Origin of the sequence: Dickeya parazeae Ech586 (assembly GCF_000025065.1) — a bacterium.
GTDB classification, from domain to species: domain Bacteria; phylum Pseudomonadota; class Gammaproteobacteria; order Enterobacterales; family Enterobacteriaceae; genus Dickeya; species Dickeya zeae.
The window spans coordinates 2,012,737-2,036,211 of sequence record NC_013592.1; the positions used below are offsets into that span (position 1 = coordinate 2,012,737).

The 23,475-nt window shown below is 53.0% G+C and carries 28 protein-coding genes and 1 pseudogene; 3 read left to right on the plus strand and 26 right to left on the minus strand.

Annotated features, from left to right (window positions below):
• Positions 1 to 114: 114 nt before the first annotated feature.
• The 12 genes from guaD to DD586_RS08870 all read right to left on the minus strand — a co-directional run bounded on the left by guaD (position 115) and on the right by DD586_RS08870 (position 9,240).
• Positions 115 to 1,419 carry a guanine deaminase gene (gene guaD, locus DD586_RS08820; RefSeq protein WP_012884460.1) on the minus strand — a complete coding sequence of 435 codons (1,305 nt, stop codon included), beginning with the start codon at positions 1,417 to 1,419 and terminating at the stop codon, positions 115 to 117.
• A gap of 389 nt (positions 1,420 to 1,808) precedes the next feature.
• Positions 1,809 to 2,000: an ogr/Delta-like zinc finger family protein gene (locus DD586_RS08825; protein WP_012769529.1), complete on the minus strand. Its 192-nt coding sequence runs from the start codon at positions 1,998 to 2,000 to the stop codon at positions 1,809 to 1,811.
• 96 nt (positions 2,001 to 2,096) lie between these two features.
• A complete protein-coding gene (locus tag DD586_RS08830; protein WP_012884461.1) occupies positions 2,097 to 3,272 on the minus strand; it encodes a contractile injection system protein, VgrG/Pvc8 family in 1,176 nt (391 codons plus the stop codon).
• The gene (locus tag DD586_RS08835) at positions 3,269 to 3,763 is read right to left on the minus strand and encodes a phage tail protein (RefSeq protein WP_038927221.1); all 495 of its coding nucleotides are present in this window, start codon (positions 3,761 to 3,763) and stop codon (positions 3,269 to 3,271) included. The genes DD586_RS08830 and DD586_RS08835 overlap by 4 nt, the downstream gene beginning before the upstream one ends.
• Before the next feature lie 10 nt (positions 3,764 to 3,773).
• A complete protein-coding gene (locus DD586_RS08840) occupies positions 3,774 to 4,862 on the minus strand; it encodes a hypothetical protein (RefSeq protein WP_012884462.1) in 1,089 nt (362 codons plus the stop codon).
• Positions 4,855 to 4,974 carry a GpE family phage tail protein gene (locus DD586_RS21345; RefSeq protein ID WP_012769533.1) on the minus strand — a complete coding sequence of 40 codons (120 nt, stop codon included), beginning with the start codon at positions 4,972 to 4,974 and terminating at the stop codon, positions 4,855 to 4,857. Before DD586_RS21345 ends, DD586_RS08840 begins: the two co-directional genes overlap by 8 nt.
• A 32-nt stretch (positions 4,975 to 5,006) precedes the next feature.
• Positions 5,007 to 5,297, minus strand: coding sequence for a phage tail assembly protein (locus DD586_RS08845; RefSeq protein ID WP_012884463.1), 291 nt, complete (start codon positions 5,295 to 5,297; stop codon positions 5,007 to 5,009).
• Positions 5,298 to 5,357: 60 nt separating this feature from the next.
• On the minus strand, positions 5,358 to 5,876 hold the full coding sequence (locus DD586_RS08850; RefSeq protein ID WP_012884464.1) for a phage major tail tube protein: 519 nt from the start codon (positions 5,874 to 5,876) through the stop codon (positions 5,358 to 5,360).
• A 14-nt stretch (positions 5,877 to 5,890) separates the two neighbouring features.
• Positions 5,891 to 7,060, minus strand: a complete 1,170-nt coding sequence (locus DD586_RS08855) for a phage tail sheath protein (protein WP_012884465.1) — start codon at positions 7,058 to 7,060, stop codon at positions 5,891 to 5,893.
• 226 nt (positions 7,061 to 7,286) lie between these two features.
• Positions 7,287 to 7,898 carry a tail fiber assembly protein gene (locus tag DD586_RS08860; RefSeq protein ID WP_012884466.1) on the minus strand — a complete coding sequence of 204 codons (612 nt, stop codon included), beginning with the start codon at positions 7,896 to 7,898 and terminating at the stop codon, positions 7,287 to 7,289.
• Positions 7,899 to 7,900: 2 nt separating this feature from the next.
• On the minus strand, positions 7,901 to 8,497 hold the full coding sequence (locus tag DD586_RS08865; protein WP_012884467.1) for a phage tail protein: 597 nt from the start codon (positions 8,495 to 8,497) through the stop codon (positions 7,901 to 7,903).
• A gap of 161 nt (positions 8,498 to 8,658) precedes the next feature.
• Positions 8,659 to 9,240 carry a recombinase family protein gene (locus tag DD586_RS08870; RefSeq protein ID WP_012884468.1) on the minus strand — a complete coding sequence of 194 codons (582 nt, stop codon included), beginning with the start codon at positions 9,238 to 9,240 and terminating at the stop codon, positions 8,659 to 8,661.
• A 54-nt stretch (positions 9,241 to 9,294) separates the two neighbouring features.
• On the opposite strand from DD586_RS08870, the pseudogene DD586_RS22245 reads away from it, so the two are divergent.
• From DD586_RS22245 to DD586_RS08885, 3 genes and pseudogenes are all read left to right on the plus strand, one after another.
• A pseudogene (locus DD586_RS22245) lies at positions 9,295 to 9,849 on the plus strand (phage tail protein); the annotation flags it as partial.
• Positions 9,850 to 10,016: 167 nt separating this feature from the next.
• Positions 10,017 to 11,372, plus strand: coding sequence for an esterase-like activity of phytase family protein (locus DD586_RS08880; protein ID WP_012884470.1), 1,356 nt, complete (start codon positions 10,017 to 10,019; stop codon positions 11,370 to 11,372).
• Positions 11,373 to 11,524: 152 nt separating this feature from the next.
• On the plus strand, positions 11,525 to 12,871 hold the full coding sequence (locus DD586_RS08885; protein WP_012884471.1) for an MFS transporter: 1,347 nt from the start codon (positions 11,525 to 11,527) through the stop codon (positions 12,869 to 12,871).
• Positions 12,872 to 12,959: 88 nt separating this feature from the next.
• Here DD586_RS08885 and smrA read toward each other — a convergent pair whose 3' ends face one another.
• The 14 genes from smrA to DD586_RS21985 all read right to left on the minus strand — a co-directional run bounded on the left by smrA (position 12,960) and on the right by DD586_RS21985 (position 23,418).
• Positions 12,960 to 13,526, minus strand: coding sequence for a DNA endonuclease SmrA (gene smrA / locus DD586_RS08890; protein WP_012884472.1), 567 nt, complete (start codon positions 13,524 to 13,526; stop codon positions 12,960 to 12,962).
• Positions 13,527 to 13,679: 153 nt separating this feature from the next.
• Positions 13,680 to 14,885 carry a phage tail-collar fiber domain-containing protein gene (locus DD586_RS08895; RefSeq protein WP_012884473.1) on the minus strand — a complete coding sequence of 402 codons (1,206 nt, stop codon included), beginning with the start codon at positions 14,883 to 14,885 and terminating at the stop codon, positions 13,680 to 13,682.
• A gap of 228 nt (positions 14,886 to 15,113) precedes the next feature.
• Positions 15,114 to 15,725, minus strand: a complete 612-nt coding sequence (locus DD586_RS08900) for a phage tail protein I (protein ID WP_012884474.1) — start codon at positions 15,723 to 15,725, stop codon at positions 15,114 to 15,116.
• Positions 15,718 to 16,626 carry a baseplate assembly protein gene (locus DD586_RS08905; RefSeq protein ID WP_012884475.1) on the minus strand — a complete coding sequence of 303 codons (909 nt, stop codon included), beginning with the start codon at positions 16,624 to 16,626 and terminating at the stop codon, positions 15,718 to 15,720. Before DD586_RS08905 ends, DD586_RS08900 begins: the two co-directional genes overlap by 8 nt.
• Positions 16,627 to 16,630: 4 nt before the next feature.
• The gene (locus tag DD586_RS08910) at positions 16,631 to 16,981 is read right to left on the minus strand and encodes a GPW/gp25 family protein (protein ID WP_012884476.1); all 351 of its coding nucleotides are present in this window, start codon (positions 16,979 to 16,981) and stop codon (positions 16,631 to 16,633) included.
• On the minus strand, positions 16,978 to 17,619 hold the full coding sequence (locus tag DD586_RS08915; RefSeq protein ID WP_023639486.1) for a phage baseplate assembly protein V: 642 nt from the start codon (positions 17,617 to 17,619) through the stop codon (positions 16,978 to 16,980). The genes DD586_RS08910 and DD586_RS08915 overlap by 4 nt, the downstream gene beginning before the upstream one ends.
• Before the next feature lie 339 nt (positions 17,620 to 17,958).
• Entirely contained in the window at positions 17,959 to 18,420 is a 462-nt protein-coding gene (locus DD586_RS08920; protein ID WP_012884478.1) for a phage tail protein, read from the minus strand.
• A 42-nt stretch (positions 18,421 to 18,462) separates the two neighbouring features.
• The gene (locus DD586_RS08925) at positions 18,463 to 18,666 is read right to left on the minus strand and encodes a tail protein X (RefSeq protein ID WP_012884479.1); all 204 of its coding nucleotides are present in this window, start codon (positions 18,664 to 18,666) and stop codon (positions 18,463 to 18,465) included.
• A gap of 693 nt (positions 18,667 to 19,359) precedes the next feature.
• Entirely contained in the window at positions 19,360 to 19,581 is a 222-nt protein-coding gene (locus DD586_RS08930; RefSeq protein ID WP_012884482.1) for a hypothetical protein, read from the minus strand.
• 63 nt (positions 19,582 to 19,644) lie between these two features.
• Positions 19,645 to 21,768 carry a replication endonuclease gene (locus DD586_RS08935; RefSeq protein WP_012884483.1) on the minus strand — a complete coding sequence of 708 codons (2,124 nt, stop codon included), beginning with the start codon at positions 21,766 to 21,768 and terminating at the stop codon, positions 19,645 to 19,647.
• Positions 21,769 to 21,864: 96 nt separating this feature from the next.
• Positions 21,865 to 22,089: a TraR/DksA family transcriptional regulator gene (locus DD586_RS08940; protein WP_012884484.1), complete on the minus strand. Its 225-nt coding sequence runs from the start codon at positions 22,087 to 22,089 to the stop codon at positions 21,865 to 21,867.
• Positions 22,089 to 22,304, minus strand: a complete 216-nt coding sequence (locus tag DD586_RS08945; protein ID WP_012884485.1) for a DUF2732 family protein — start codon at positions 22,302 to 22,304, stop codon at positions 22,089 to 22,091. Before DD586_RS08945 ends, DD586_RS08940 begins: the two co-directional genes overlap by 1 nt.
• A gap of 122 nt (positions 22,305 to 22,426) precedes the next feature.
• Positions 22,427 to 22,939, minus strand: coding sequence for a hypothetical protein (locus tag DD586_RS08950; protein ID WP_012884486.1), 513 nt, complete (start codon positions 22,937 to 22,939; stop codon positions 22,427 to 22,429).
• Positions 22,936 to 23,418, minus strand: a complete 483-nt coding sequence (locus tag DD586_RS21985; RefSeq protein WP_012884487.1) for a hypothetical protein — start codon at positions 23,416 to 23,418, stop codon at positions 22,936 to 22,938. Before DD586_RS21985 ends, DD586_RS08950 begins: the two co-directional genes overlap by 4 nt.
• Positions 23,419 to 23,475 lie beyond the last annotated feature (57 nt).

A 23,475-nucleotide genomic window follows, 5' to 3' on the forward strand; every position in this document is an offset into this window, starting at 1 on the left:
CAAGAATAGTTATCGGTAGGGACACACCACAACATGACTTTTTTTAGGGAAATGTGCGATGTGTCACCCTATGGAGTGAAATCCGGTCCGTTTTGTCACAGACAGGTTCGTGGTTTATTGGCCTTGCCGATAGACGCATTGACCGTGAACATAAGTCGCGCTGATGTTTCGGTCATCACCTTGCATCATCAGGGCGAACAGCCGTGAGTCTAGCGAGGTGGCTTGTTGTTGGCGTAGTTGTTGCAGTGGTGTCGCAGCCCAGTTCAGCACCACAAAGTCGGCGTCTTTGCCCGGCAGAAAATTACCCAGTCTGTCATCGAGCGACAGCGCGGTGGCACTCCCCAGCGTGGCCTGATAGAAACCTTCGCGCGCCGAGAGTTTTTCGCCTTGTAATTGCTGCACTTTATAACCGTCGCTGAGGGTTTGCAGTAACGACAGGCTGGTTCCCGCACCAACATCAGTGCCGATGCCCACACGAACCCCGGCGGCTTTTAACGGATGCAGCCGGAATAAGCCGCTGCCTAAAAACAGATTGGAACTGGGACAAAACGCCACGGCGGACTGACTACGCACCAGCGTGTGGATTTCATCCGGGTGCAGGTGAATGGCATGGGCAAACACCGAGCGGGGCCCGGTTAACCCGTGGTGGTGGTACACATCGAGGTAATGCTGCTGTTCGGGGAACAGCGACTTGACCCAGGCGATTTCGTCCGTGTTTTCGCACAGATGGGTGTGCAAATACACATCGGGGTACTCCTGCAATAATTGGCCAGCCAGTGCCAGTTGTTCCGGGGTGGAGGTGGCCGCAAAGCGCGGCGTGACCGCATAGCGCAATCGCCCTCGGTGGTGCCATTTTTCGATCAGTGCCTTGCTCTCGTCATAGCTCTGCCGGGCGGTGTCACACAGCTCGTCCGGCGCATGGCGGTCCATCATGACTTTGCCGGCAATCAGGCACATGTTTTTGTCTTCGGCGGCGCTAAACAGCGCATCAACCGACTGGGGATGGACGGTCGCAAATACCAGCGCGCTGGTGGTGCCGTGCCGTAACAGCTCCTGAATAAAGAATACCGCGCGTTCCCGGGCGTAATTCTCATCAGCGAACTTGCACTCGGTAGGGAAGGTGTAGGTATTAAGCCAGGACAGCAGTTGCTCACCATAACTGGCGATCATTTCCGTCTGGGGGAAATGAATGTGGGTGTCGATAAACCCCGGCATCAGTAATTGACCGCGATAATCAATGACCGTCATAGCCTGACGATCAGCCTCGGTAAGGCAGTCATACGGCACGGCGTCCTGAATTCGGCCGTTACGCACCAATAACACGCCGTCTTCGATAAAGCGCGTGGCGTCGGGGTGGTGCAGTGGGTCATCGACAAAATGTAACAGACTGGCGCGGTAGGCCAGGGTGGCGTCCATCATGGGTATTCTCCCTGCTGTGGAGCAGGAAAACATGGGCGCATTGCCATGACGCCTTCCTGCTCCCGTGTTGTTCAAAGCGGTGTCAGCGTCTGATTTTTGATGGTGAAAAAGGAAGGTGCACCATCGTCACGGCAGGATTCATCCCTTGCGGCGTTGATGGCCCGGCAGGCCGTGAGACATCGTCGCAGCAAGTGACTGAAAATCAGTAAAAGCGGTTTGATACTACGAGCCGATGGCGGTCTGCGTCAATAATACGTTTTGCCGATGGTTGACGAATAAGGCCAGAAAAAACACGCGTTGTGTATTATTGCTTATAAAAAACCCCGCCGGGCGGCGGGGAAAGACGGTCAGAAAAGTAAGGAAACACGGAGGGAGTGAGGAATAACGGGTTACTTGCGTTCGCCGTCAACCGGTTCAGTCTTGCCAGGTACCATGATGGAGCGGGTAATGGCTTCCATCGTCACGAACGTGTGACCGCAGTTGACGTTGGTGCACTGGTGGTAACGCTCCTTGGTATTTTCAGACAGGTAGCGACTGGAGCGGGCATGAGCGGAATGACGGCACAAAGGACAATGCATCATTTTGAAATCACCTTATGTGTACGGGTTAGTTAAACATCTTACACACATAGTATGTTATTAAATTCGAATTTGCAAACTTTAAATTCGAAAAGTGATTCATTGCGCCATGGCGTTATCAGCAACGCTGTAACTAATGTCGTAAGCGACATCCAACATCGACACTTCCAACTCAATCGCCGTGGTAAAGCCACTACCGGCGATAGTGTGCGTCAGGCGCTTGATAGTCCACTGACGATCGTCGATCACTTGCTTGAACCCTTTCAGATTTACCAGTGCGCCAGGCTTCAGGTTCTCCATGCCGCGTGCCAGCGAAATCGAGAACGTTACCGTGCCACGCTGGGTTTCACGCCATTTACTCACCGCGGCCTGCGTGGCTTCATCCTGGCTGGAGTAGGTGGTTTGTAGCGTTTGCTGGCTGTCTTCTTCCCCGGCCAGATAATCGTCAGTCGACAGATCGGAGGGCTGGGTAGCCGATTTGGCGCTGGGGTGCGACGTCGACGCCGTGGTCTGTGTTTTACGCTGACGGCTAATCTTCACAGTATGTGTTTTTGCGTCGCGGCTATCATGCCAGTTGGCGGTGATCGCGGTATTGGCAATGCGATCGGCGATCGTAAAACTGTGAGAGTCGCCGTCACTGCGTTCGATCAGATAAGTCGCGACATTTTTGCCATCTGCTGCCGTACCGCTGCCTGCGACAAAGAGTCGCAATGTGTCGTTTTTTATCGCCACTGTGCCGCTGTATTTTCTGGCCAGACGGCAGAGGAACGACAAATCGGACTCTTTGGATTGGTTTTCGTGCACGATTGCCGTATTAGCCAGCGAGGTATCGATTGATGCCATCAGGCTGTAGCGTTCCGCAATCGTCCGGGCGATATCGCCCAGCGTGGTCGCGTTATAGGAACCATCACGCGGCGTGTTGAGGTCGCCACGAAAATTAACGCTACGGGCGCTGAGGGTAATTCTGTCCGGTGCTCCGCTGTGACTGACCTGGTCAACCACAAAGGTGCCTTTGTCCTCCAGTGCTTTACCCTTCCAGCCGATTTTAACGCTGATTTTCTCTCCGCGTTTGGGCATCAGCACTTTGCCGTCGCTGTCGTCGATATCCAGCGATAGCTGGTCGGATTCGAACCCCATCACATCGTGCAGTGACAGCGAAATGAGCCGCTGGCTGAGGTTGCGGGTCGTCTGGGTATTACCGGATGAATCCGTCAGCGTTATCTGATAGTCCGGCGCAAGCTGGTCGGCAATACCAATGCGGTTATTTACTATCACGAGAAGACACCTCCGATAGCGGCTTTGGCGGACGCGATGGCCGGTGTGATTTGCTGGTTGTATAAATCGGTAGCCTGTTGGCTAAGGTCGCCAAACATGGCTATCAGCGATTCATCGACACGCGTCAGGTTAATCGAGAATTCGATACGTTTGGCGCTGCCGTCGGAGAAGAATTCCGTATTGGTGTGCTGCAAACTTTCAACGACATACATGCCGTAAATGGTGCCGCTGCCCTCGATCAGCGGCCAGGCACGTCCTGTCCCGGCCATCAGTTCCAGCGCCGACAACGAGAGTTTGCTGAACTTGCCGTTAATTTCAGGGCACAGTACGCCATTAAGACTAATGGTTTCGTTACCTTGCCCCAAAAACTGTTGCGCAGGGCGCAGGCCGATACGGCCATTGCTAGCCCAGCGATAATTAACATTACGACTGAGGGTACTGTACGGCAGTGTTTGCAGTTGAAATACAAATAAACCCAGTGCAAGCATCATCATATTATCCTCATGAAATAAGGTTAGAGGTCATTGAGTTGTAGGAATAGGCGCTGCTATTCGGGCTGTATTTTCTCAGTGCCTCTTCGATGTATTGCTTAATCACGTCGAGGTTACTGTTTTCGGGTACGGTAATAGTGATGTTATTGACCACGCGCTGGTCAAAATAACGTTGTGATGAATTTGGCGAGAGCGCGTTGTAATGGCCGTTCGTCATGTCGGACTGCAAACTGGCGTGGTTTTCCACGTTGCTTTGGTTCATCAGACCCGGCTGGTTGAGCAATTGCATCGCGGGCCCTGAGAGCGCCTGCAGATTATCAAGCCCGCCCTGAAGCGCCGGGCTGCCATCACCGTCATTCAGATCCGCATTACTTAAGGCGGATATCATCATGCTGGTCTCTTCCGTACCGATGAATGACTCCTGGGCGGTGCCGGTGAGGGCGTTCAGTCCTTCGGCGCCGCTCTGCGATGTTGCGCCAGTACCCATCTGCGCCAGGAGGTTGGTCGGCAGATTGAGGCCTTGTTGCGCGTTCAGCAATGACGTGACATTACCTGGCAGAGAGGCGGAAGCCAGTCTGGCAAAAGGCACCAGACCGGCGATATGTTGTTGTGCCTGCATGGCGGCAGTGGCGGATAAATAGATGCTGTTGACACCGTCACTGGCCTGGGCAATAAGCGATTGCGTCACGCCCGTACTCGGGTTCTGACCTGAGCGAGAGAGGCCACTATTGCCGGCTTGTGACAAATGATGGGCATTTTTCAATGCCGCATACGTTGGGTTCAGCGCCGCGGTGATGGCATCGAACCGCCTGGCGAGATTACCCAACATCCCCAGTTGTGCGGCGGCAGAAGCCCTGCCGCCTTTTTTTCCGCCAGAGCGAGTGCTTTTCTGCGCACCGGCCGCGATTGATGTACCGCTGTTGGCGAGCTGACCGGCTTTGCTCAAGAAATCCAGCAATACGCTGTTGATTTTATTCAGATACACATTGTCTCGCAGCGGTGAGAAAATGCTGTTGTCCGGAGCGTTGTTGCGCGGTGTTGCCGCAGACCCCGAACCTGGGGAAGTTGATGGCTTAGGCACCGTCTTTTGCTTAGGCATAGTCTTGTCCACTTCGTTGTAGCGCCCGGCCACGCCAGTTAATCAACTCTGCCAGGCTCATGGGGAAAAGTTCTGATGGCGGCCAGTGGAACACCACCGCAATATCCGCCATCAGATCGTCAACCGTGAGGCTCGGTGGGGGCGTTAGCGTACCGAGCCCGGTGATAAAAAACTGATCACCTTACCGGCGAATTCGAGCAGATCAGGCAGTTCCAGCCCCATCACGTCCGCCTCGGTCAAGGCCGGGTAGGTGATGCGAGGCAGCAGTTTAATCAACGCTTCCACATCGGCGCTCGCCAGTGCCGCCAGCCCGATGCCACGCAACGTACCTGCCGTTGGCGTGAGCAGCGTAATCGCGTCGATCTGTGTATCGCCGCGTTTAATCGGGGCGTTCAGGGTAATCACGTGGTGTTGTACAGTGTTTTCAGCCGTCATAATAAAGACTCCCGTTTTATCAATAAGAATGGCCAGCCGTAGCTGGCCATGAAGCGGTCATTACAGACCGATATTGCGGCGGTGCTGTTCCAGACGGTCAACGCCGTTGACTTTTTCGATCATGTTGATGGTGTCGATTTCAATCATGTCGACGCCGTCAATGATCAGTTTGTAGTAGGTACACTGGGTGGAAACACGGACATCGGTTTCTTCGCCTTGCTTGGATTCGCCACTGTCAATCGACTTGTGGCGGCCGCGCAGTACAATTTCAACAGCGGTGATGTCACCGGTGTCGTCACGCTGGTAAGAACCGGCGAAACGCAGCGGAACGGCGTCGGCACCCGGCAGAGAGTACTGGCTCCAGAAGGCGCTGTCCGGCAGACCGCCCATGTTCCATTCCATCACCAGGGCGTCGTTGTCCAGACCGAAATCCACCGGCGCGGAACCTTGCATACCGCCGCCACGGTAGTTTTCCAGTTTGCGGGTCAGTTTCGGCAGGGTGACGGAATGCACCTGGCCCATGTAGCTCATACCGTTGTTGAACAGGTTGAGATATTTAAGTTTACGTGGCAGTGCCATGAGTCTGTCGCTCCTTAGCTGTTAACAGATGCGGCCAGGTTCACCAGATACTTGTCGGTGATACGCTGACGCAGCGTGAGGTTTTCCAGTGGCGGCACCGGGGTGTACTCGTAGTCGATGTACAGCTTGCCTGCCTTCAGCGTTTCCTTGTCGTTGGCGCTTTCATCGAACCAGCAATCGGCGTCGATAATGTAGCCATTGGATTTCAGCTCGCGGAATTTAGCCTTGATACCTTCGATGATGTCGCGGATCAGGGTGGCAGTTACCGGTTTGTCGACCGCCCACATGTGCGCTTCGGCCATGGTGTCGGCCAGTACCTGCGCCGTGCGGGTGTAGTTTTCAAACAGGAAAAGCGGATCGTCGGAGCAGGTGCGGTTACCCCAGAAGCGGAAACCGTCCTTGCGTACCAGCGTGGTGACGCCAGCCTGGTTCAACAGATCGGCATCGCTACCGATGGTCTGCAGGTCCCAGTACACGCTGGCGGAGATGCCGGTAACGCCGTTAACGCCGACGTTAGACAGGGTTTTATGCCAGCCAGTTTCCTGGTCGATTTTGGCACGCAGGCCCAGTGCACGTGCGGTGGCGTAAGCTGTTGCACTGGCGTTAGCCGTGGTGTCCCAGGCAACGAAGTCCGGCCAAATCACCATCAGTTCGCGCTGGCTAAAGTTGCCGCGGTATTTGATGGCGTCAGACAGGGTTTTGCAGCCATAAGCGCTCACGTAACCGAAGGCGCGCAGTGACTGGCAGATAGCCGCCAGCGCGGTAGCGACAGGCTGGGAATCCAGCCCCGGCACGCCGAGGATACGCGGTTTCACGCCAGTCACGGCCTGAGCGTCCAGCAGGGCTTTCATGCCGGTGTATTTACCGTTGGCATCGGCGCCGCCGATGATGTTGGATACCGTTTCAGCCTCGTTGGCGCCTTCAGCTACGCGAACGACTACCGTAACCGGTTTGGTCTGGTCACCGATGGCCTGCAACGCAGCAGCCAGGGTACCGGTTTTACCGGCTTTGCCTGCGGCGGTCAGTACATCGGTAATCAGCACCGGTGTATTCAGTGGGAAAGTGGCGGCGTCAGCATCCGGTCCAGTACAGACCATACCGACGATCGCGGTTGATACAGTTGAAATGACGCGGGTACCGTCGTTGATTTCGACGACCTGCGTACCGTGATGAAAATCACTCATCAAGAATGTCTCCTGTTGTGGGGTGCGAGTAATAGTGCCTTGCTGGAAAAAAGAAGGCATCCGAATGGGGTTTGGTATCGGATGGCACAACAGGGGAATAAGTGAGGTGTTTAAATTATTATTAAAAACAGGTGGTTGAGTGAAAATAAAAAAGATGCCGTTGGAGTGACAACGGCATCTTTGGCAGGGACACACCTCAGCAAAGGGCGTCAGTGTGAACGCTGAATCAGGCTGGCATGGTTGGCCAGTCAATCGCGGGCGCGGCAGACAGAACCACCCGGTTTAACAAGACCAGATAGGTTTTCCAGTCCTTCAATGCCTGAACTTCCTGTTCGCTCGCCATGTTCAGCTCAACCGCGTACTGCAGTACGGTCAGGCGTTTTTCCGCTTGTGCCAGGTAACTCGCCTGCTGCTGTTGAGCGGCAGTCAGCTGAGCGGCCTGTTTTGCCTTTTCATCCGTTACCCAGTTGTCACCTTGCCAGACATCATAGTCGGTTGTCGGTGGCAAGAGCGTCAGGGTATCGGGCAGGTCGCCGAGTTGGCTTATCTGGGTGGGTTGACGTGTCTGTTTATCGTAGGCGGTCTGCCCGCGATAATTGACAATGCTTTCCCAGGTTAACCCGTCCTGACTGCGCACGGTCGTGTGACCAGCTTGTTCATCCGGTGGCGTATCCGTAAAACTGTGTGCCGGAATGCCAACACCTTCCATCAGGTATTCCCGGGTACTACCGATATATTCCCGTGTTTGCGGGTCAATATGGTAAACCTGAATATACCCATTACTGACACTCAGCCCTTGTTCATTCAGCTGCGTCGTATTTTCGTTTTGTGTTGTCATGATTAACCTGCCTTGACGATATAGCTGAAGGCGATATTGCGTGGGCGGGTTTCATTTCCACCTGTCAACGAGGTTAACTCGCGTGATGTTGAAACACCGGATTGACTGAAATCCTCAATATTGGCGCTAGGCTGATCATTTGCGTATCCATACACCGCGCCATTCCACTTACTGGGATCAGAAACGGGCATCATATGGTTATGCGATTCAAGCATTCCTGACTGTGCGCTTAGGATCTGGCGATTGGTATCGACACCACGCCCGTCATCCCAGCCACGAATAAATTCGCCGCGCAGATCCGGTAACGTGCCAGCAGGGTACAATTTCGCCAGTTGTGGGTATTTGGTTTTATCAAACGCCTGACCGTTACATTTCAGCCAGCCTTCCGGCGCATCTGCCAGCGGCCAGGCTTGCGGGATACCGACCAGGTCTTTCAACCCGTCGGTCGTGGTAGGTTGCGTTGCTGGGGTATCTTGCTGGCTATCCTGGCACTTGGCACATCCAATGGTAATACTGCCGATATTAATCGGGCTGTTTTTGTACAGATTCTCTTTACCCAAGATCAGGTCCAGTGAACAAGGGGAGTTACTTTTTTCCATGTGTTTTCTCTCAATATGAATGATGTTGTTAGCGCGAGTGATATCGCGCTTTTATTATTTTTTGAAAACACAACGCATGCATTGAATGCCTGTTTTGGGGTGGGTGGCAAGACATGTAGTGACTTCATTCTTATAATGTAAATTATAAGAATGAATATTTTTTATATTGAAATTATTTTCTGATGAATGGATTCTTTCGTGGCAGGAAAATATTTATAAATGGTTTTGGCCGACACCCCAATGATATTGGCGATTTGCCAGCGTGTTGCACCATTACTTAACAATGTTTTGGCATGATCAATCGCATCGGGTGTCATAATGCGACGCCGCCCACCGATGCGACCGGCGGCTTTGGCCGCCGCTAATCCCGCCCGGGTACGTTCGATTATCAACTCGCGTTCCATCTCTGCCAGTGCACTCATGACATGGAAAAAGAAGCGGCCAGCAGGCGTGGAAGTATCAATGGCATCTGTCAGGCTGCGAAAATGAATACCACGACTTTGCAGGTCAGACACCATGGTAATCAAATCACGCACACTGCGGCCCAGTCGGTCCAGTTTCCAGACAATCAGCGTGTCACCACGCTTGAGTTTACGCAATGCGCGTTTAAGTCCCGGTCGCCTGGCGTTTTTGCCGCTGGCCTGATCTTCGAAAATCAGCTCACAATTTGCACTATTCAGTGCATTTTTCTGTAATTCGGTGTTTTGATCGCTGGTCGATACCCGGGCATAACCGATAAGCATAACGTAACCTCCTGAAAAGGCTGATTGTATTTATCTCCGTGCTTTCTCGCAAACCTGGGTTTAAGCGACACGCTGAAAATCGCCGATATCGTCGGCATCCCACTGCCCTGGCCACAGGCGACGCCGCCTGCTGGCTGGCTGAAATGCAACGGTCAGGCTTTCGACAAAAACGCCTTCCCGAAACTGGCACAGGTCTACCCTGGCGGTGTGCTACCGGACCTGCGTGGTGAATTTATTCGTGGCTGGGATGATGGGCGTGGGGTGGATGCGGGGAGAGGGCTGTTATCAAGACAGGCACCGACCCTTATTACTGCTAACATCGGCCCTGATGTAGCACAATTGTTAGTAGTTGAAGGATCCACCGCTAACACAGCGACAATTGCTGAGTTTAATCAATCAATGCAAACCGATACGATCGTAGATGCTGATTATGGACCAGCATTGAAAGGTTATTCTTATGCCATAAATGGATACGCTTATACAGGAAATAGCAATCAGAGAAGTGTCGATACGAATGCTAATCGCCCATTAAACAATAATCCCTACTTTATTTCTGGCGGTTCTCGCCCCCGCAATATCGCCTTTAGCTATATTGTGAGGGCGGCCTGACGGTTGAGTTGATTTCCCCACTTGCCGTATAGACCCCATCAATACGCGATTACGCGGTGAGGAAACTCGCCGCGTTTTCTAAAGTAATCGGCTATGGGGATTGTCATACAAGCGTCGTATTGCCGTCTTAGTGTAATCTCGCCACTTCTCTATCACGGGATTCAACTATGCGCTTTGGCTTACCTCTTCTCCCTATGATGCTGTTAACCCATGCAGTCTACGCTGCCGACATTCAAACCGACCAATACCAGATTACCTTTCCTGATAATGATCGGGTGGGTTATCACGGCAAATGGCAAGCGCGTTTTCCGAATGGTTTTCCAATGGGTGTCGGTTCCGGGTTGTCATTTATCAGGCGTGAGGGGGACAAGCTGATATTTGTTACCGTCACTGATCGTGGGCCAAATGCAGATGCACCGGAATATCAGGGTAAAGAGGCGAAAATATTTGCCGCTCCTGATTTTACCCCTGCAATTATGACGATTACTGTGGATACTAAAAGTGCACAAGCCACGGCGTTACATCCATTGCATGATGAATCGGGTTCTGTCAGCGGTTTGCCATTACCAGGCACGTTGATAGGTACAACCAATGAAGTGGCACTCAGTGATGTGTTGCAAACGCTGCCAAACGACCGTCAGGGATTAGATACTGAAGGGATTACACCCGATGGTCTGGGAGGATTTTGGATCTCAGATGAATACGGCCCATTTCTTATCCAGACTGATACACAGGGTAAGATCCTGAAAAAAGTGGGTCCAACCCCATTAAATGGCGAACAGGGTATCGCCAGTGGTCTCCCGAACATTCTTAAATGGCGGCAACCTAACCGGGGCTTTGAAGGTATCACCCGAATGCCTGATGGACGCATTCTTGCGGCGGTACAAAGTACACTGAATATCGATGGGAAAACGCAAAATAAAGCACTGTTCACCCGCCTGGTCAGTTTTGATCCTGCAACAGGTAAAACAGCGATGTATGGTTATCCGCTGGATGCCGAAAAATGGAAGAAGACTGGAGATGCCAAAATTGGTGACATGGTCGCGCTGAACGATCATGAAGTGTTGGTGATTGAACAAGGGGCGGATAAAGACCAGGTCATGCACAACCTTATTTATCGTGTTGATCTGGATGGGGCCAGCGACTTGACCTCGTTGGATTCGACACAGCCCCCAGAGTGGAACGATGCCGAAACACTGAAAACACGCGGTATTGTACTGGCGAAAAAGCAGAAATTGGTCGATTTACGCCAGCTAGGCTGGAAGCCGGAAAAAGCAGAAGGGCTAGCGCTGATTGATACCAGCACGCTGGCGGTAACCAATGACAACGATTTCGGTTTACAGTCTGTGCTGGTCAATCCTGCCAACGGTGTAAAGAAAATTGGTAAATATCAGGTGGGGTCTGATGGCAAACTGTCGTTAAATGGCCAGCAGGTCAATACCCAACTGGAGCTGGAGCCACTGCCTAAAGATGAGGCAACCAGCCAACTGTGGATTATTCATCTTCCCCAGCCACTCCAGTAAAATCCAGCAACTTACCGGGCAGCGTTTCTTCTAAGGAAGCGCTGCTTTTTCATTGTTACACAAAATTTTCTCAGCATCGTATTTCCCTATCGGAAATAATTGTTTACAGTGTAAGCCATTGTGAACATTTGCGGTATTGTTGGAGAAAAAGCGTGACAGGTTCCACCGCGATTGACGTACGCCAGCTGATTAACCAGCGCCCGCTTGGCGCTTACCAGAAACTGATCGTTCTCCTGTGTTTTTGCATCATTGCGCTTGACGGTATGGACATCGCCATCATGGGGTTTATTGCTCCTTCGCTGAAAACGGCGTGGGGAATTGGCAATGCAGAGTTAGCCGTGGTTATCAGCGCTGCTTTGATTGGCCTGGCGGTAGGCGCCATGGTGTCTGGCCCTTTAGCGGACTGGCGTGGGCGTAAAACTATCATTATCGTCAGTGTATTTCTGTTTGGGCTGTGGACGCTGCTGACAGCGTTTTCCGAAAACCTACAGCACATGGTCATCTTTCGCTTTTTGACCGGGTTAGGTCTGGGCGCGGCGATGCCAAATGTGGGTACGCTCGTCTCAGAATTTGCTCCGGAGAAAAAACGCTCCTTCATCATTACCGTGGTTTTTTGCGGCTTTAGTTTCGGTGCCGCCAGCGGTGGATTTGCTGCATCCTGGATGATTCCACAGTGGGGCTGGCATTCTGTCTTACTGCTGGGAGGGATTTTGCCGTTGTTATTGGTGCCGTTCCTGTTGCTAAGGCTACCCGAGTCGGTGCGCTTTTTGGTTAGCAAGCGTGCAGACTCACGGCAGATACACCACATTGTGGACAAGATAGCCCCCGGCGTGACCCAGGTCGATAGCCTGTTTGCCATGCCGACAGCAGAGAAACCACCGGCGTTTGCCGTGCGACTGGTGTTATCACGCTCTTATCGTTTCGGCAGTATTATGCTGTGGGGTGGCTATTTCTTTGGCCTGTTCATGGTGTATCTGCTGGGAAGCTGGTTGCCGACCGTTATCAAAGAAGCAGGCATGAGCGTGACCGAAGCGACCGTCATCACCGCACTTTATCAGGCAGGCGGTACATTCGGTTCGTTATTTGCTGGCTGGCTGATGGACCGGGTTAACCCACATCTGGCGCTTGGCATCATTTATGCCGCTGGCGGTGTTGCCACAGCAATGATTGGCGTTACCCATGCCTATTTCGTGCTCCTGGCTGTGGTGGCTTTCAGCAGCGGTTTCTGCCTTAACGGCGCCAACACCGGCATGAATGCGCTTTCTGCGCGTTATTATCCGACTGAGGCCCGAGCCACCGGTTCCGGCTGGATGCACGGCATTGGGCGCATGGGAGCCATCATGAGTGCGTTTGCTGGTGCACAGGTAGTCAGTATGGGGTGGGGGTTAAGTGCGATGTTCACTATTCTTGCCATTCCTGCGTTACTGACATCGCTGATGATCTTCGCTAAGGGGCAATTTGGTCATAATCGTCCCCCCATCGCAGAATTGAGTTATTAGCGTTGAGCTATTTTAGTTTAGCGTTGAACAATTAATGCATTCACGCCCGGTCAGCCGGGCGTTTTTGTTATCAGATAAGCCAAATTCGTCACCGGCTACGTTTAGCATGCCTCTCGCGATTATCCTGTCGGGCTTGCTCTGATTTTCTCAGCGACACATAACAAGCACCAGTACCACCATGAAATGGCTGAGCAATACAGCATGCCTGTACCGCATCAAACTGCTGCAACCAGCGAAACAGGTAGTTGCGCACCACGTTGGCGTGTGACTTATCATGGTGACTTTTACCATGAATGATCAACAAATTGCGTAAATTCTCCTGCTGTGCCCGTAACATGAACGCGAACAAATTCTGTCGACAGGTTTCGATTGGCTGGCGCAACAAGTTCAGGCTGGCATCCAGCGCATATTTTCCCTGACGTAATTTGTCCACCACCCCTTGCTGGATGCCTTCTCTTTTGAATTCCAATGGTGTGTCACACGAAACCAGATCCAAAAATCCAGTAATCAGAAAATTATCCAGCTCGGGTTCTTGCACATGATGAGGCGTCACATTCGGGAGAGAGGACTTCAGGTGAACGACGGTTGAGGACGGCTTCAGCGGTTTGACATCGTCCATGGCGTTTAGGAATAGGGCTTTTTCGTCAGGCGTCATCGTGTCACTCGCTATTATCTACTTCACTGCCTCTCTACTATAACCAGAGCGCCAGTAAATATCACCCAGTTAGCCGAAACGCGGCGAGTTTCCTCACCGCGTAATCGCGTACTGATGGGATCTATACGGCAAGTGGTGCGGCAAACTCAACCGTCAGGCTGCCCTCACGATATAGCTAAAGGCGATATTGCGGGGGCGGGTAGCCCCATAACCAAATTGCCAGCCATATGAATCCAGATCTTGTGCTCCCGACGATTCTACATTTAGAGCGGCTCGAAGCATGTCATAATCTGCCTTATTTACGATATCAAACCCCATAGATTTATATGTATTAGCGCTATCGTTATTACCATGTATCAGTGTTCCCACATTTACTGAAGTTAAGTTGGGATCTGAAACGGTCAGAGTTCCTTTTTGCCAGCTTAATAATTCACGGGCAACATCCACCCCACGCCCATCATCCCAGCCACGAATAAATTCGCCGCGCAGGTCCGGTAACACCCCTCCGGGGTAGACCTGTGCCAGTTTCGGGAAGGCGTTTTTGTCGAAAGCCTGACCGTTGCATTTCAGCCAGCCAGCAGGCGGTGTCGCCTGTGGCCAGGGCAGCGGAATGCCGACGATATCGGCGATTTTCAGCGTGTCGCTTAAACCCAGGTTTGCGAGAAAAGCCGATTTATCGGCGATATCGGCACCGTTTTGCTCTTTGAGCAACGCGGTGTTTTTGACAAATGCGGTGGTGGCCAGCTGGGTGGAGTTTGTGCTTTTGTCCGCAGTCGGGGCACTTGGCACGCCGGTCAGGGCTGGGCTGTTGAGTGGGGCGTACTGTGGGTGAGGGTTGGCGGCGGTGACATGCGCGTTGAGTTGACTATCGGCGTATGCTTTCACCTCAATCGCTTTATCATCGACGTACTGTCGTGTTGCCAAAACTACCGCCGGGTCGATTTTCAGGGTGATGGCGTCAGCGCTATTCACAATCAGGATCATGCGGACGGTTTGTACCCGGCCTGAGCCTTCTTGCAACTGCGGTTTATAGGTGTCGGCGCAGTTTGCTACGGCAATCAGGTCGCCGTCGCTGTCATACAGGCCGATTTCGCGAATCCACCAGCCGCCTTCGGTTTCAGGAATAACCTGCTCGGCGATGATTTGGTTCGTGTTTTGGGGATCGACACTCAGTGCATTGAGCGGTGCACGACGTTTCTCGTTGACCAACTTGGTTTGGGCTGGCGTTGGGGTTGGCAGGCTGCCGCCGCCATCGCCCACGGCCATTTGCGTGATAGCCAGATGGCTACCCAACGCGGTGGCGTTGGCCAACTTCGCCGCGCCGATATTCGTCAGTAAAGCAAAGTATTTTGTACTCATGCAGATTACTCATACGGTTAACAGGGTAGGATGCCGTAGCGGCATCGGGGATGCTGGGGTGCTGACTGGTGATAACCAGCCGGCTGAACCCCGGCTGTGATTGCGTCACGGTAGTATGCGAGAGTGTCTGCCAGGCCGCATCTGGTGGGTGTTGGCGCAAGGCGCAGACAACATCGGGGAGGGGGCATAAAAAAAGCCAGCGCAGGCTGGCTTGGTGAGGAGCGTGGATTAACCGCCGACGTTCAGGTCGTCAATCAGATGAATCGCACCACCGGTGAATTCTTCACCCGAAATGCTGATGGTTTCCGGGAAGTAGGGGTAGATGGTTAACTCATCACCGCTGTAAGAGCTGGCGCCCAGCGAGACGGTACCTTGCGTGTCCAGATTGATATTCAGCCCCAACATCTGACGGCTGACGGGTTTGGCATCGGCAATCAGTCGCTCCAGTTCCTGAAAGGACTCCTCGGTAATGCCCGACTCCTGGATGCCGATATCCAGCCGGAAGGTGCCGGGAACGTCGCCGGTTTGCCACCACTCTTTGATGCGAATCAGGTATCCCAGCGGTTCAACCACCCGGCGCAGTGCGCCGATAGTGCCCTTATGCCGGTGGATAAAAAACGCATCTTTGATGACTTTTCGTTTGACGGATTCTGACCAGCTTTCATCCCAGCGGTCGACCGACCATGTCCAGGCCAGATAGGGCAACAGCTCGACCGGGCAGGTGTCGGGATTCCAGATCTGGCGCAGGGGAATCGGCACGTTTTCCACACTGGCGCCGGTCGTCGCGACCGCATGCTCCAGTGTGGATGAACCGGGGGGAAGCAGGGGGCTTTTATTCATCCGTGCCCCCCAATATCAAGGTATAGCCAGTGCAATGCGACGCCTGGGTATCATCCAGTACGATGTCCGCTGCCGGGCTGGCTAACTCTACCCGCTGAACGCCTTCCACATGCAATGCCGCGTAAATGGCCGATCGGCGGATGTCGCGTCCCAAGCGGTGCTGGGTGGTGACGTAACTCTGTAGCTTCTTCTCGGCAGCAGCACGTATCGGTTCGGCTTCCGGGCCGGGATACAAATACAGCGTGGCATTGATGTCGTAAGGAACAATCACCGCCGATTTGACGGTGACCCGATCTGCCACCGGCCTGACATCTTCGGCGTTGAGTGCGGCGTTAACGGTGGCGATGAGCGCGTCGCTGGCGGTACCGTCATTTTCCCGCGACAGGACCGATACCAGCACCTCGGCAGGACCAGGGCTAATAACCGAAATATCGGCGACCTGGCCGCTGGCGCTGCGCCCATGAAACTGGTAAGCACCGATGGAGCCCGCCACACTCAACCCTTCATAAGCCTGCTGGATACGCAGGCGAAAGTCGGTATCAGACTCCATCACTGCGGCGGTCGGGGGAACGGTGGTCGCGTCGGCTGGGGTGATCACCAGTCGCGAGACGTTAACGTTAGCACCTAGCTGATCCAGGTCGTTGCCACGGGAAAACGCCAGCATCCCAGCCTGAGCGGCTTCGTTGATGCGCTGGCGTAACAGGAGTTCGCGATAGGCGTTTTCCTGCAGCAGTTTTACCAACGGCTCTGACTCCAGTGTCAGGGTACGTGCAATGGCGGCACGTTCATCGTCACTGTAAAGCGATAACAGCGTTTCCTTACGTGAGGCGAACAGGGTTTCATAATCCAGCGTTTCCACGACGCTTGGGGCGGGTAACTGACTTAAATCGATAATGGGCATGATCTCAGCTCACAGGAATGGTTAACGAAAGGGATGTGCCGTTGCCGGACAGCGTGCCGGAAATATCCACAATCAACTGGCCGTCGTAGTGGCTTTCCATTGAGATGGACGTCAGCGTCAAGCGAGGTTCCCACTTCAACAGCGCGACATAGCAGGCTGCCTGAACCTGTAGCTTCAGGGCGGGTGTCTGCGGTTGGTCGATAAGCGTGGACAGCAGCGAGCCATAATCGCGCCGCATGACCCGGCTGCCTTGTGGGGTGGTCAGAATATCGCGCACGCTCTGGCGCAAATGCTCCAGATCGCTCAGGCTGACGCCGGTGTTGCGATTCATGCCGGTGTACGATGTGCTGGTCATAAAGGTCCTCCTGTTGTGCCGCCGCCACTTTGTACGCCGCCGTGTTGATGGGTATGGACCACCACGCCATTGGAGGAGAAACTGCCCCCTGAATGGGTGACGCTGCCTGTGATGCTGCCGCCTTGCTGTACTTCGATGGTCTGAGTAATCAGCTTATGTGTACAGACGACTTCCGGAGTATCCAGCGTGATGCGTTCGCTGGCGTTGATGGTGACGTTTTTTGTGGTAACGGACACGGATTCTGCCGCAACGACAGTGGCGGTTTTGATGCCGGTGACGGTCAGTGCGCCGTTCGCTGGTTCATATTCCATCACGGCACCATCGGGAAAACGGATGTGGCAGGCATCCGCAGAAACCGATGGTGCAGGGTGGTTATCGCTATAAATACCCGGTACGACAAAAGCCGTATTGAGCTCGCCTCCTATAGCAAGTATGAGTACCTGTTCACCCACCGACGGCGCCCACCATTCGCGGGAACTCCCCGCGCGACGGGACAGCCAGTGGAGCCATCCGGTGACCATGCCACCGGTCTGCACGCGACAGCGCGCCTGTTGGGTATCAACTTCAGTAACGACGCCGATACGAATCAGGTTACGCAGCGCACGCTGGATTTCGGAGAGATATTCGTATGTATTCATGCTGGGAAGCATGCGTCTTCCCGGTGAATGAGACAATTGTCCGCGGTTGTGTGGCTACGGATACCACCGGTAGTTGCATCACTCGTCGAGAGGTAAACGCTAAATAACATGTCGTGTGTTATCGGCGAATAACCTGGCGTGAGAGATAAGGGAAAATAAATACGAAAAAAACGCCGATAGAATGGTGATGACAAATTGGAGATAAATAAAATAATAAGAGAGTAATATCCGGAATCACTATATGACAGAGGGGGGTGTATCTGAGGCAGAATTGAGGTAATAGTAAAAAATAGGCCGCTTTCACAACGGCCTTTATGGGGATAGTGTTATTTCAAACGATCAGTTGCCTTTCCATTGACTGATCAATTCCCCAGCGATATAGAGCGCGGTGGGCCGACTAACTGGTTCAGGCGGAGTGGGTTCCGGTTCGTAATTGACCTGCACTGTCTGGTTTAGTTCGCTGACGCGATTACGTTCTGTCAGGTTAAGGCGAATAGACAGCGTGCTGGTATTATCGGCATTATTATCAACGGTGAAACTAATACCTTTATTGCGAATGCTTTCCCGCGTCAGTAAATCGGGCTGGTTTTGGCGCACCCAAAGTAACAGTGTGACGAAAAGTGTATCGGGGTTATCAGCGAAATTATTCAGCGTCAGCAGCAGCTGATAACGGTATTCGAATGACAGTGAGGGCTCCTGCAACGCAGCAATTTCACCTTCCTGGATCCGAAACTGTAATACATTACTCAATGACGGTAATGCTGTAGTCAGTGCAAGTCTGAGGCTTTGCGGTTTTTGCATAGTAAGGTTCCTGGTGTGGCGGCGATCGTCAGCGTAGGCTGATTACTCCCAAATGTTGATACTTTCCTGAGAACTGGACACGCTGATATCGGGCAGGGTAACGGCAGTGCCGTGTGGCAGAATGGGGCCAAGATCTGCCAGTCCTGGGTTGGACTGCATGACGGTTTCAACTACACCCTGCGTACGGCCGTAATAGCGGTAACAGAGCGCATCCAGCGAGTCGTCCTGATGAGCGTAGACTTTCATGTGACACCTTTGAGTGCATATAAAATAAGGCCGAATAAAACGGGTCGTTTCTGATTCGTTATCCTCCCGAGGATCAGCCTCAACTGCAATGCAGGCGCGGTGTGGTGCTGATAGCACAACAACATATATACCCGTCATACTTCAAGTTGCAGGTGTGTTGGCTGCGTTACTCGGCCCATAAACGGGCCTCGCCCTTCGGGCCGCTGCTTGCCGCATTACAAGGCTCTAATGAGCCTTGCCCTAAAGGGCCAACGCGTTGCGTTGTTCAACACGCATGCGTGTTGTCCTGCAACTCGAATTATTTAGGGTATAAGCGCGTTGTTCTGTCATTTGAATTATTGAAAGGGAAGATCGGGTGTGTTTTGGCGGATATGACAGAACCTATCCCACCAGGCTATTTCCTCCATTATCATGCCTGTTGGGATAGGTCCCTAATTTTGCCTTGCTGTATAAAACGAAAAAATATTACCAACGAACAGGTCTGCACTGAGTCAGTTATTACAATTCATGCCAAAACGTATATTCCGGGTTTAGTCGGATTGGCCGCTATTATCAAACGGTCTGGATACGAAAAAAGATGTTGCTGTGTATAAGTCTGGCGCATTGGCCACAGAGAAAATCCATTAATTTGCCCGTGCCTCCGGTTAAATAACCAGGAGTTTCACGTCGGCCGTTATTATCCATTGCAATCCCTCACAACGATTGTTGCTCTAACCATGCCTTTAGCTGTTGCCCATCACCACTGCTCTTCAGAAATTGCTGATAATCACTATGCGGGAGCTCGCCGTGAGATAAGTCGGCGATTAGCGACATGGCGATTTTCATTTCTTCAGGATTGCATTGTGATATTAAAGACATATCGGCAATTAATCGAATCCTTGACAAGGTCAGCTCTCTGCTTTCAGTCTGTTCCACGGTACCTCTTCCATTGTGAGACTGTATTTATATACAGTACTTTATTCAGTAATATTCGTCAACTCATAAGTGCAGGACCTGTGTGTCCATGATGCGCTTTCCATCAACGTCGGATATAGCTTTATTCCTAATTTCATCAATCAGTTGCCCGTCAACGCTTACCCTGGCGCCGCGAACCAGCGCTTCCCGTTCCCAGCGTGAAAGGTGAAGGCCTTGTTGTCTGAGCCAGGGGCCTAACGACGCCAGTTTGTCACGCTGGAAATAGGTTAATCGTGCTGAAGGAACACGAGGAATATCACGGCATGACGACGGGAGTGCGGCTGGTGAAATCACCCCCCCACAGTTATTGACAGAACTCCAAGGGAGAGCAGGGCGATGCCTGTCGGTTTCGTCGTGGTGAGTAGTACGGTTTTTGGCCACGATTCGCCATTCATCTGGCCGGGTGGGGAAGACGCGTTCACTGCCGCACTGGACAGAAAAAATACCGACGGTACGCACGATCGTTTCATCATAAGCGTTGAGTCGTTCGCTGGCGGCTCTGGCGACGCGAACCGACTGGCATTTTCGGGCAACGTTGGCTCCCCCTTGCGCTTCAATATAGGCAGCAAAGTCGCCGTGGTCGGCGGCATATCTCACGCGTTCGGCTTGATCGCCCAATGCGCCAGCCAGAGAACGGCTGCGAATGCGCCGACATTCCCGATAGGCACCGACGGTAGGCAGGCCAATAAAATGAAACTGGGGGATGCGCCACAGCGATGCCCATGCAGAGGCGGCCACTGCCATATCCTTCAACGGTTTTCCCGTTTCATTGTCTGTTTCATCGTCCAATGCGTAGCCATCGATATTTTTGGCAATATATTTGGCGACATACGCTGTGGCACCTCCTTTGTTAATGTGTTTGCAGTCAAACAAGCGTTGCGTTGCGCCGCTATTTTCCTGTTGCAGCACATAACGCCGCAGGATGTCGACGATCGCCTGACGCTGCGCGCGCTCGCAATACAGCATCAGGTGCCAGTGCGGCGTACCATCATGATGCGGTTCGACGACCCGCAAACCGTAAACGGATAATTTGCGGTCTTTGAGTGCCGTACGAATTTTGCTCCAAAGTTTGACCAGATAATGTTGAGTCATTTTGGGCGATGGGCAATCCGGCATCCATCCGGTGTTGGGCAATACCTGGTCGTGATTACGGGTACGAGTGGGGTGGTAATGCCCAGGGGCCGTTAGCGTGACCAGCATACCGATGTGTTGATGAGCTGTGGCATAACGTTCAATGCCTGCCAGCATCGCCATCAGTTCCATACGGCGAATACTGGGGTTAGCGATACTGGACATGACTTTATCGATCAGATCCACGCGCTCACCGCTGTGGATATTTTCCAGATCACGACTTTTTAGGAAATCGAGTGTCGCCAGTCGGCGGTAGTGACTCTCCTGCCAGGCCTGACGGCTGATAAATGGCGATGCCGCCCGGCTGACTTCGCCGCTGGCAATCCATAACGCTTCACGCCAACGGGTACGCTGGATTTTTAACTGACGTTCCCACCAGCGCGGGGTCACCAGCCGCATGATACCGGCGCAGGCTTGCTCGAGCGTGAGCGTTCCACTCTGGTGGCGATGCCAGTACGCCGGGGTTACGTTCAGTGCCTGTGCCAGCGTCGCCAATTGACCATAGAGACGGGTTTGTATCTCGTCACTGAATAGCGGCATGTGATGATTGCCACTACACGCCTGCAAGTACTGATCACAACGCGCGTTGTAGGCATCATTCATGTGACCGGCGATACGGCTGGCAAATGCAGACAGCACCCGATCCGGCATGTCTGGCAGTTGGTGGTATTGTTCCGCCTCACTGATGAAGCGCGAAGAACGGCGAGTGTTCATCCGATAGCGGGAATTAACGGCGTCGATTCGGGGCCACAGCCGACGATGAACCACCGCTAACAGGTAGTTAAACGCGGCCTGTAGCCCCTGATGTTGCTTGAGATACTCGAAGCGTCGCCGAAAGTGATCAGCGAGGAAACGCGGTAACAGCGCCAGTTGATACAAGACTGCCTGCCCTTGTCGCAGTGTATCTGAAGACAGCGTACTGGATTCGGGCAGAATAGCCGTACGGGGGGCATTCCAGGCATATGCCCAGCGTTGCTCCCCGTTATCGGCACTTTTTTCGCTGTTGTCAGACGTCATAACCAGCCCGCGTGTTGTTTACCCAATGCGTATTTGCCGGATGATCGGCACAAATCGCCGTACCGTTTCCGGTCTGTCAGTTCGTAGATGTTGTTATCAGGACAGCGGCCGGTAATGGCGTAGCCGCTGCTCACGAATTTCCTGGCAGGATACGCAGCACACCACACCGGGAATCGCCAGCCGACGAGCCTCGGGAATCGGCGCTTCACAATCTTCACAGACTAATGCCGATGGGATGACGGGCGCGGTGCGTGCGTGCGCAATTTGTGCATCCAGCAGTAACGCTTGCTGCTCCTGAGAGATGTCCATACTGTCTGCCATCAGTGCGCCTCCCACAGCTGGTGTCGAATGTTTTCTGCTTCCTGTTGCAAGAGCGCTACCAGCTCCTGCGCGGATAAATGCTCCTGACAGGCGTGTTGCGCCAGATTATCCAGATGCTCGCTGTAACGATGAGCAAGGTCGGTGCGCCAGCTATCCTGCGGGCGACTACCCGGTGGGATGAAGCCTGTGCAGTGCCTTTTTTGGTTGTTTTTCATACATTCTCCTGATAATAAGCCGCAGCAAGCCCTGCCAGCCAATGTGGCGGCCTGTCTGGCGGCGGTTGAGTTAACGGCGGTGGTTTTCTGATGAAGTCTGCCGTCAGCGATAAAAACGGGTGCTAGCGAAAATAATGTTCGGGTTTGATACTGGACAGAATGTCGGGGGCATCGCTAAACAGGCTGTGTAATTCACCGGCAGCGCGAACCAGCGCATCTGTCCATTGACAATCCGGCTCATCGATACGCCGCAGCGGGTGGTTGAATTCCCGCGCTGTGAGCCCGGCGTGAAAAAACAGTGTGCGGCGTTCGCCCAGGTTTAACCGGGTAACCAGTGGCAATACATCATTTCTTGCCTTAACGTCCGACCCGCCAAATGCGTTGCGTAGTTCATTTAACGCACTGACAACCCTTTCTCTTGCCATTTCATCCATCTCATCTAGCAGATAGACACACCAACGTTGGTGCAGTGCGGCATGAAAACACAGCGTGCGCCGATAGCGTTCCGAAAGTCGTTGGTAAAACAGGCACGTCTGTTCCCAGCGCGAATCAGCAAAATGTTTTCCAAGCAGCGCCCGCAAATTGGGCGGCAGAGCCTGCAGGTGATTGGCGGTAAAGGCATAATGCGGCTTCATGATGACACTCGCTGGCCGTCACGGCCGTTTGGTCGGCTACCGAACTGAGGGTGTGGGTACTGAACTTTAGTAGAGTTCGAATTTCCGAATTTCGTGGTAAAGTCATTGGTGCCATTCACAACGGTCAAATGGCAGTGCCAATTTGGCAGCGGCTGTAACGTTGTAACAAGTGAAAATGCGTCCGGTTTCCAATCAGGAGTGAACGGCGTTTTTGCATTTGCAAAATCACTGGAACTGGGGAGATTGATTGCGGCACGGTATATATTTCTGATAGCAGGTCGATAGTGCCAGAGATCAGCCATTGCCAATACCGTTTGCGTCGCGTTGTGCAAGCAAGTGAAAGTCGCTGTTACCGGGGCAGGCATAAAATGAGGCATTCGATAATCTATGGCTACCGGTGTGGCGATGACACAAAAAGCACTCACTGACGTAGGATTTTCCTCAGAAATGAGCGATAGAATTGAAATCTCGTCCGACATAAAGCAATATCTCCCCCAGGCTAGGGTGTTCTATGGTGTTACATGTGCTATGTAGAC

Bases quoted from the DNA above. Each gene is read 5' to 3' on its own strand.
- guaD (WP_012884460.1), bottom strand. From the start codon at position 1,419: ATGATGGACGCCACCCTGGCCTACCGCGCCAGTCTGTTACATTTTGTC.
- DD586_RS08825 (WP_012769529.1), bottom strand. From the start codon at position 2,000: ATGATGCATTGTCCTTTGTGCCGTCATTCCGCTCATGCCCGCTCCAGT.
- DD586_RS08835 (WP_038927221.1), bottom strand. From the start codon at position 3,763: ATGATGCTTGCACTGGGTTTATTTGTATTTCAACTGCAAACACTGCCG.
- DD586_RS08840 (WP_012884462.1), bottom strand. From the start codon at position 4,862: ATGCCTAAGCAAAAGACGGTGCCTAAGCCATCAACTTCCCCAGGTTCG.
- DD586_RS21345 (WP_012769533.1), bottom strand. From the start codon at position 4,974: ATGGCGGATATTGCGGTGGTGTTCCACTGGCCGCCATCAGAACTTTTC.
- DD586_RS08845 (WP_012884463.1), bottom strand. From the start codon at position 5,297: ATGACGGCTGAAAACACTGTACAACACCACGTGATTACCCTGAACGCC.
- DD586_RS08850 (WP_012884464.1), bottom strand. From the start codon at position 5,876: ATGGCACTGCCACGTAAACTTAAATATCTCAACCTGTTCAACAACGGT.
- DD586_RS08855 (WP_012884465.1), bottom strand. From the start codon at position 7,060: ATGAGTGATTTTCATCACGGTACGCAGGTCGTCGAAATCAACGACGGT.
- DD586_RS08860 (WP_012884466.1), bottom strand. From the start codon at position 7,898: ATGACAACACAAAACGAAAATACGACGCAGCTGAATGAACAAGGGCTG.
- DD586_RS08865 (WP_012884467.1), bottom strand. From the start codon at position 8,497: ATGGAAAAAAGTAACTCCCCTTGTTCACTGGACCTGATCTTGGGTAAA.
- DD586_RS08870 (WP_012884468.1), bottom strand. From the start codon at position 9,240: ATGCTTATCGGTTATGCCCGGGTATCGACCAGCGATCAAAACACCGAA.
- DD586_RS08880 (WP_012884470.1), top strand. From the start codon at position 10,017: ATGCGCTTTGGCTTACCTCTTCTCCCTATGATGCTGTTAACCCATGCA.
- smrA (WP_012884472.1), bottom strand. From the start codon at position 13,526: ATGACGCCTGACGAAAAAGCCCTATTCCTAAACGCCATGGACGATGTC.
- DD586_RS08895 (WP_012884473.1), bottom strand. From the start codon at position 14,885: ATGAGTACAAAATACTTTGCTTTACTGACGAATATCGGCGCGGCGAAG.
- DD586_RS08900 (WP_012884474.1), bottom strand. From the start codon at position 15,725: ATGAATAAAAGCCCCCTGCTTCCCCCCGGTTCATCCACACTGGAGCAT.
- DD586_RS08905 (WP_012884475.1), bottom strand. From the start codon at position 16,626: ATGCCCATTATCGATTTAAGTCAGTTACCCGCCCCAAGCGTCGTGGAA.
- DD586_RS08910 (WP_012884476.1), bottom strand. From the start codon at position 16,981: ATGACCAGCACATCGTACACCGGCATGAATCGCAACACCGGCGTCAGC.
- DD586_RS08915 (WP_023639486.1), bottom strand. From the start codon at position 17,619: ATGAATACATACGAATATCTCTCCGAAATCCAGCGTGCGCTGCGTAAC.
- DD586_RS08920 (WP_012884478.1), bottom strand. From the start codon at position 18,420: ATGCAAAAACCGCAAAGCCTCAGACTTGCACTGACTACAGCATTACCG.
- DD586_RS08925 (WP_012884479.1), bottom strand. From the start codon at position 18,666: ATGAAAGTCTACGCTCATCAGGACGACTCGCTGGATGCGCTCTGTTAC.
- DD586_RS08935 (WP_012884483.1), bottom strand. From the start codon at position 21,768: ATGACGTCTGACAACAGCGAAAAAAGTGCCGATAACGGGGAGCAACGC.
- DD586_RS08940 (WP_012884484.1), bottom strand. From the start codon at position 22,089: ATGGCAGACAGTATGGACATCTCTCAGGAGCAGCAAGCGTTACTGCTG.
- DD586_RS08945 (WP_012884485.1), bottom strand. From the start codon at position 22,304: ATGAAAAACAACCAAAAAAGGCACTGCACAGGCTTCATCCCACCGGGT.
- DD586_RS08950 (WP_012884486.1), bottom strand. From the start codon at position 22,939: ATGAAGCCGCATTATGCCTTTACCGCCAATCACCTGCAGGCTCTGCCG.
- DD586_RS21985 (WP_012884487.1), bottom strand. From the start codon at position 23,418: ATGTCGGACGAGATTTCAATTCTATCGCTCATTTCTGAGGAAAATCCT.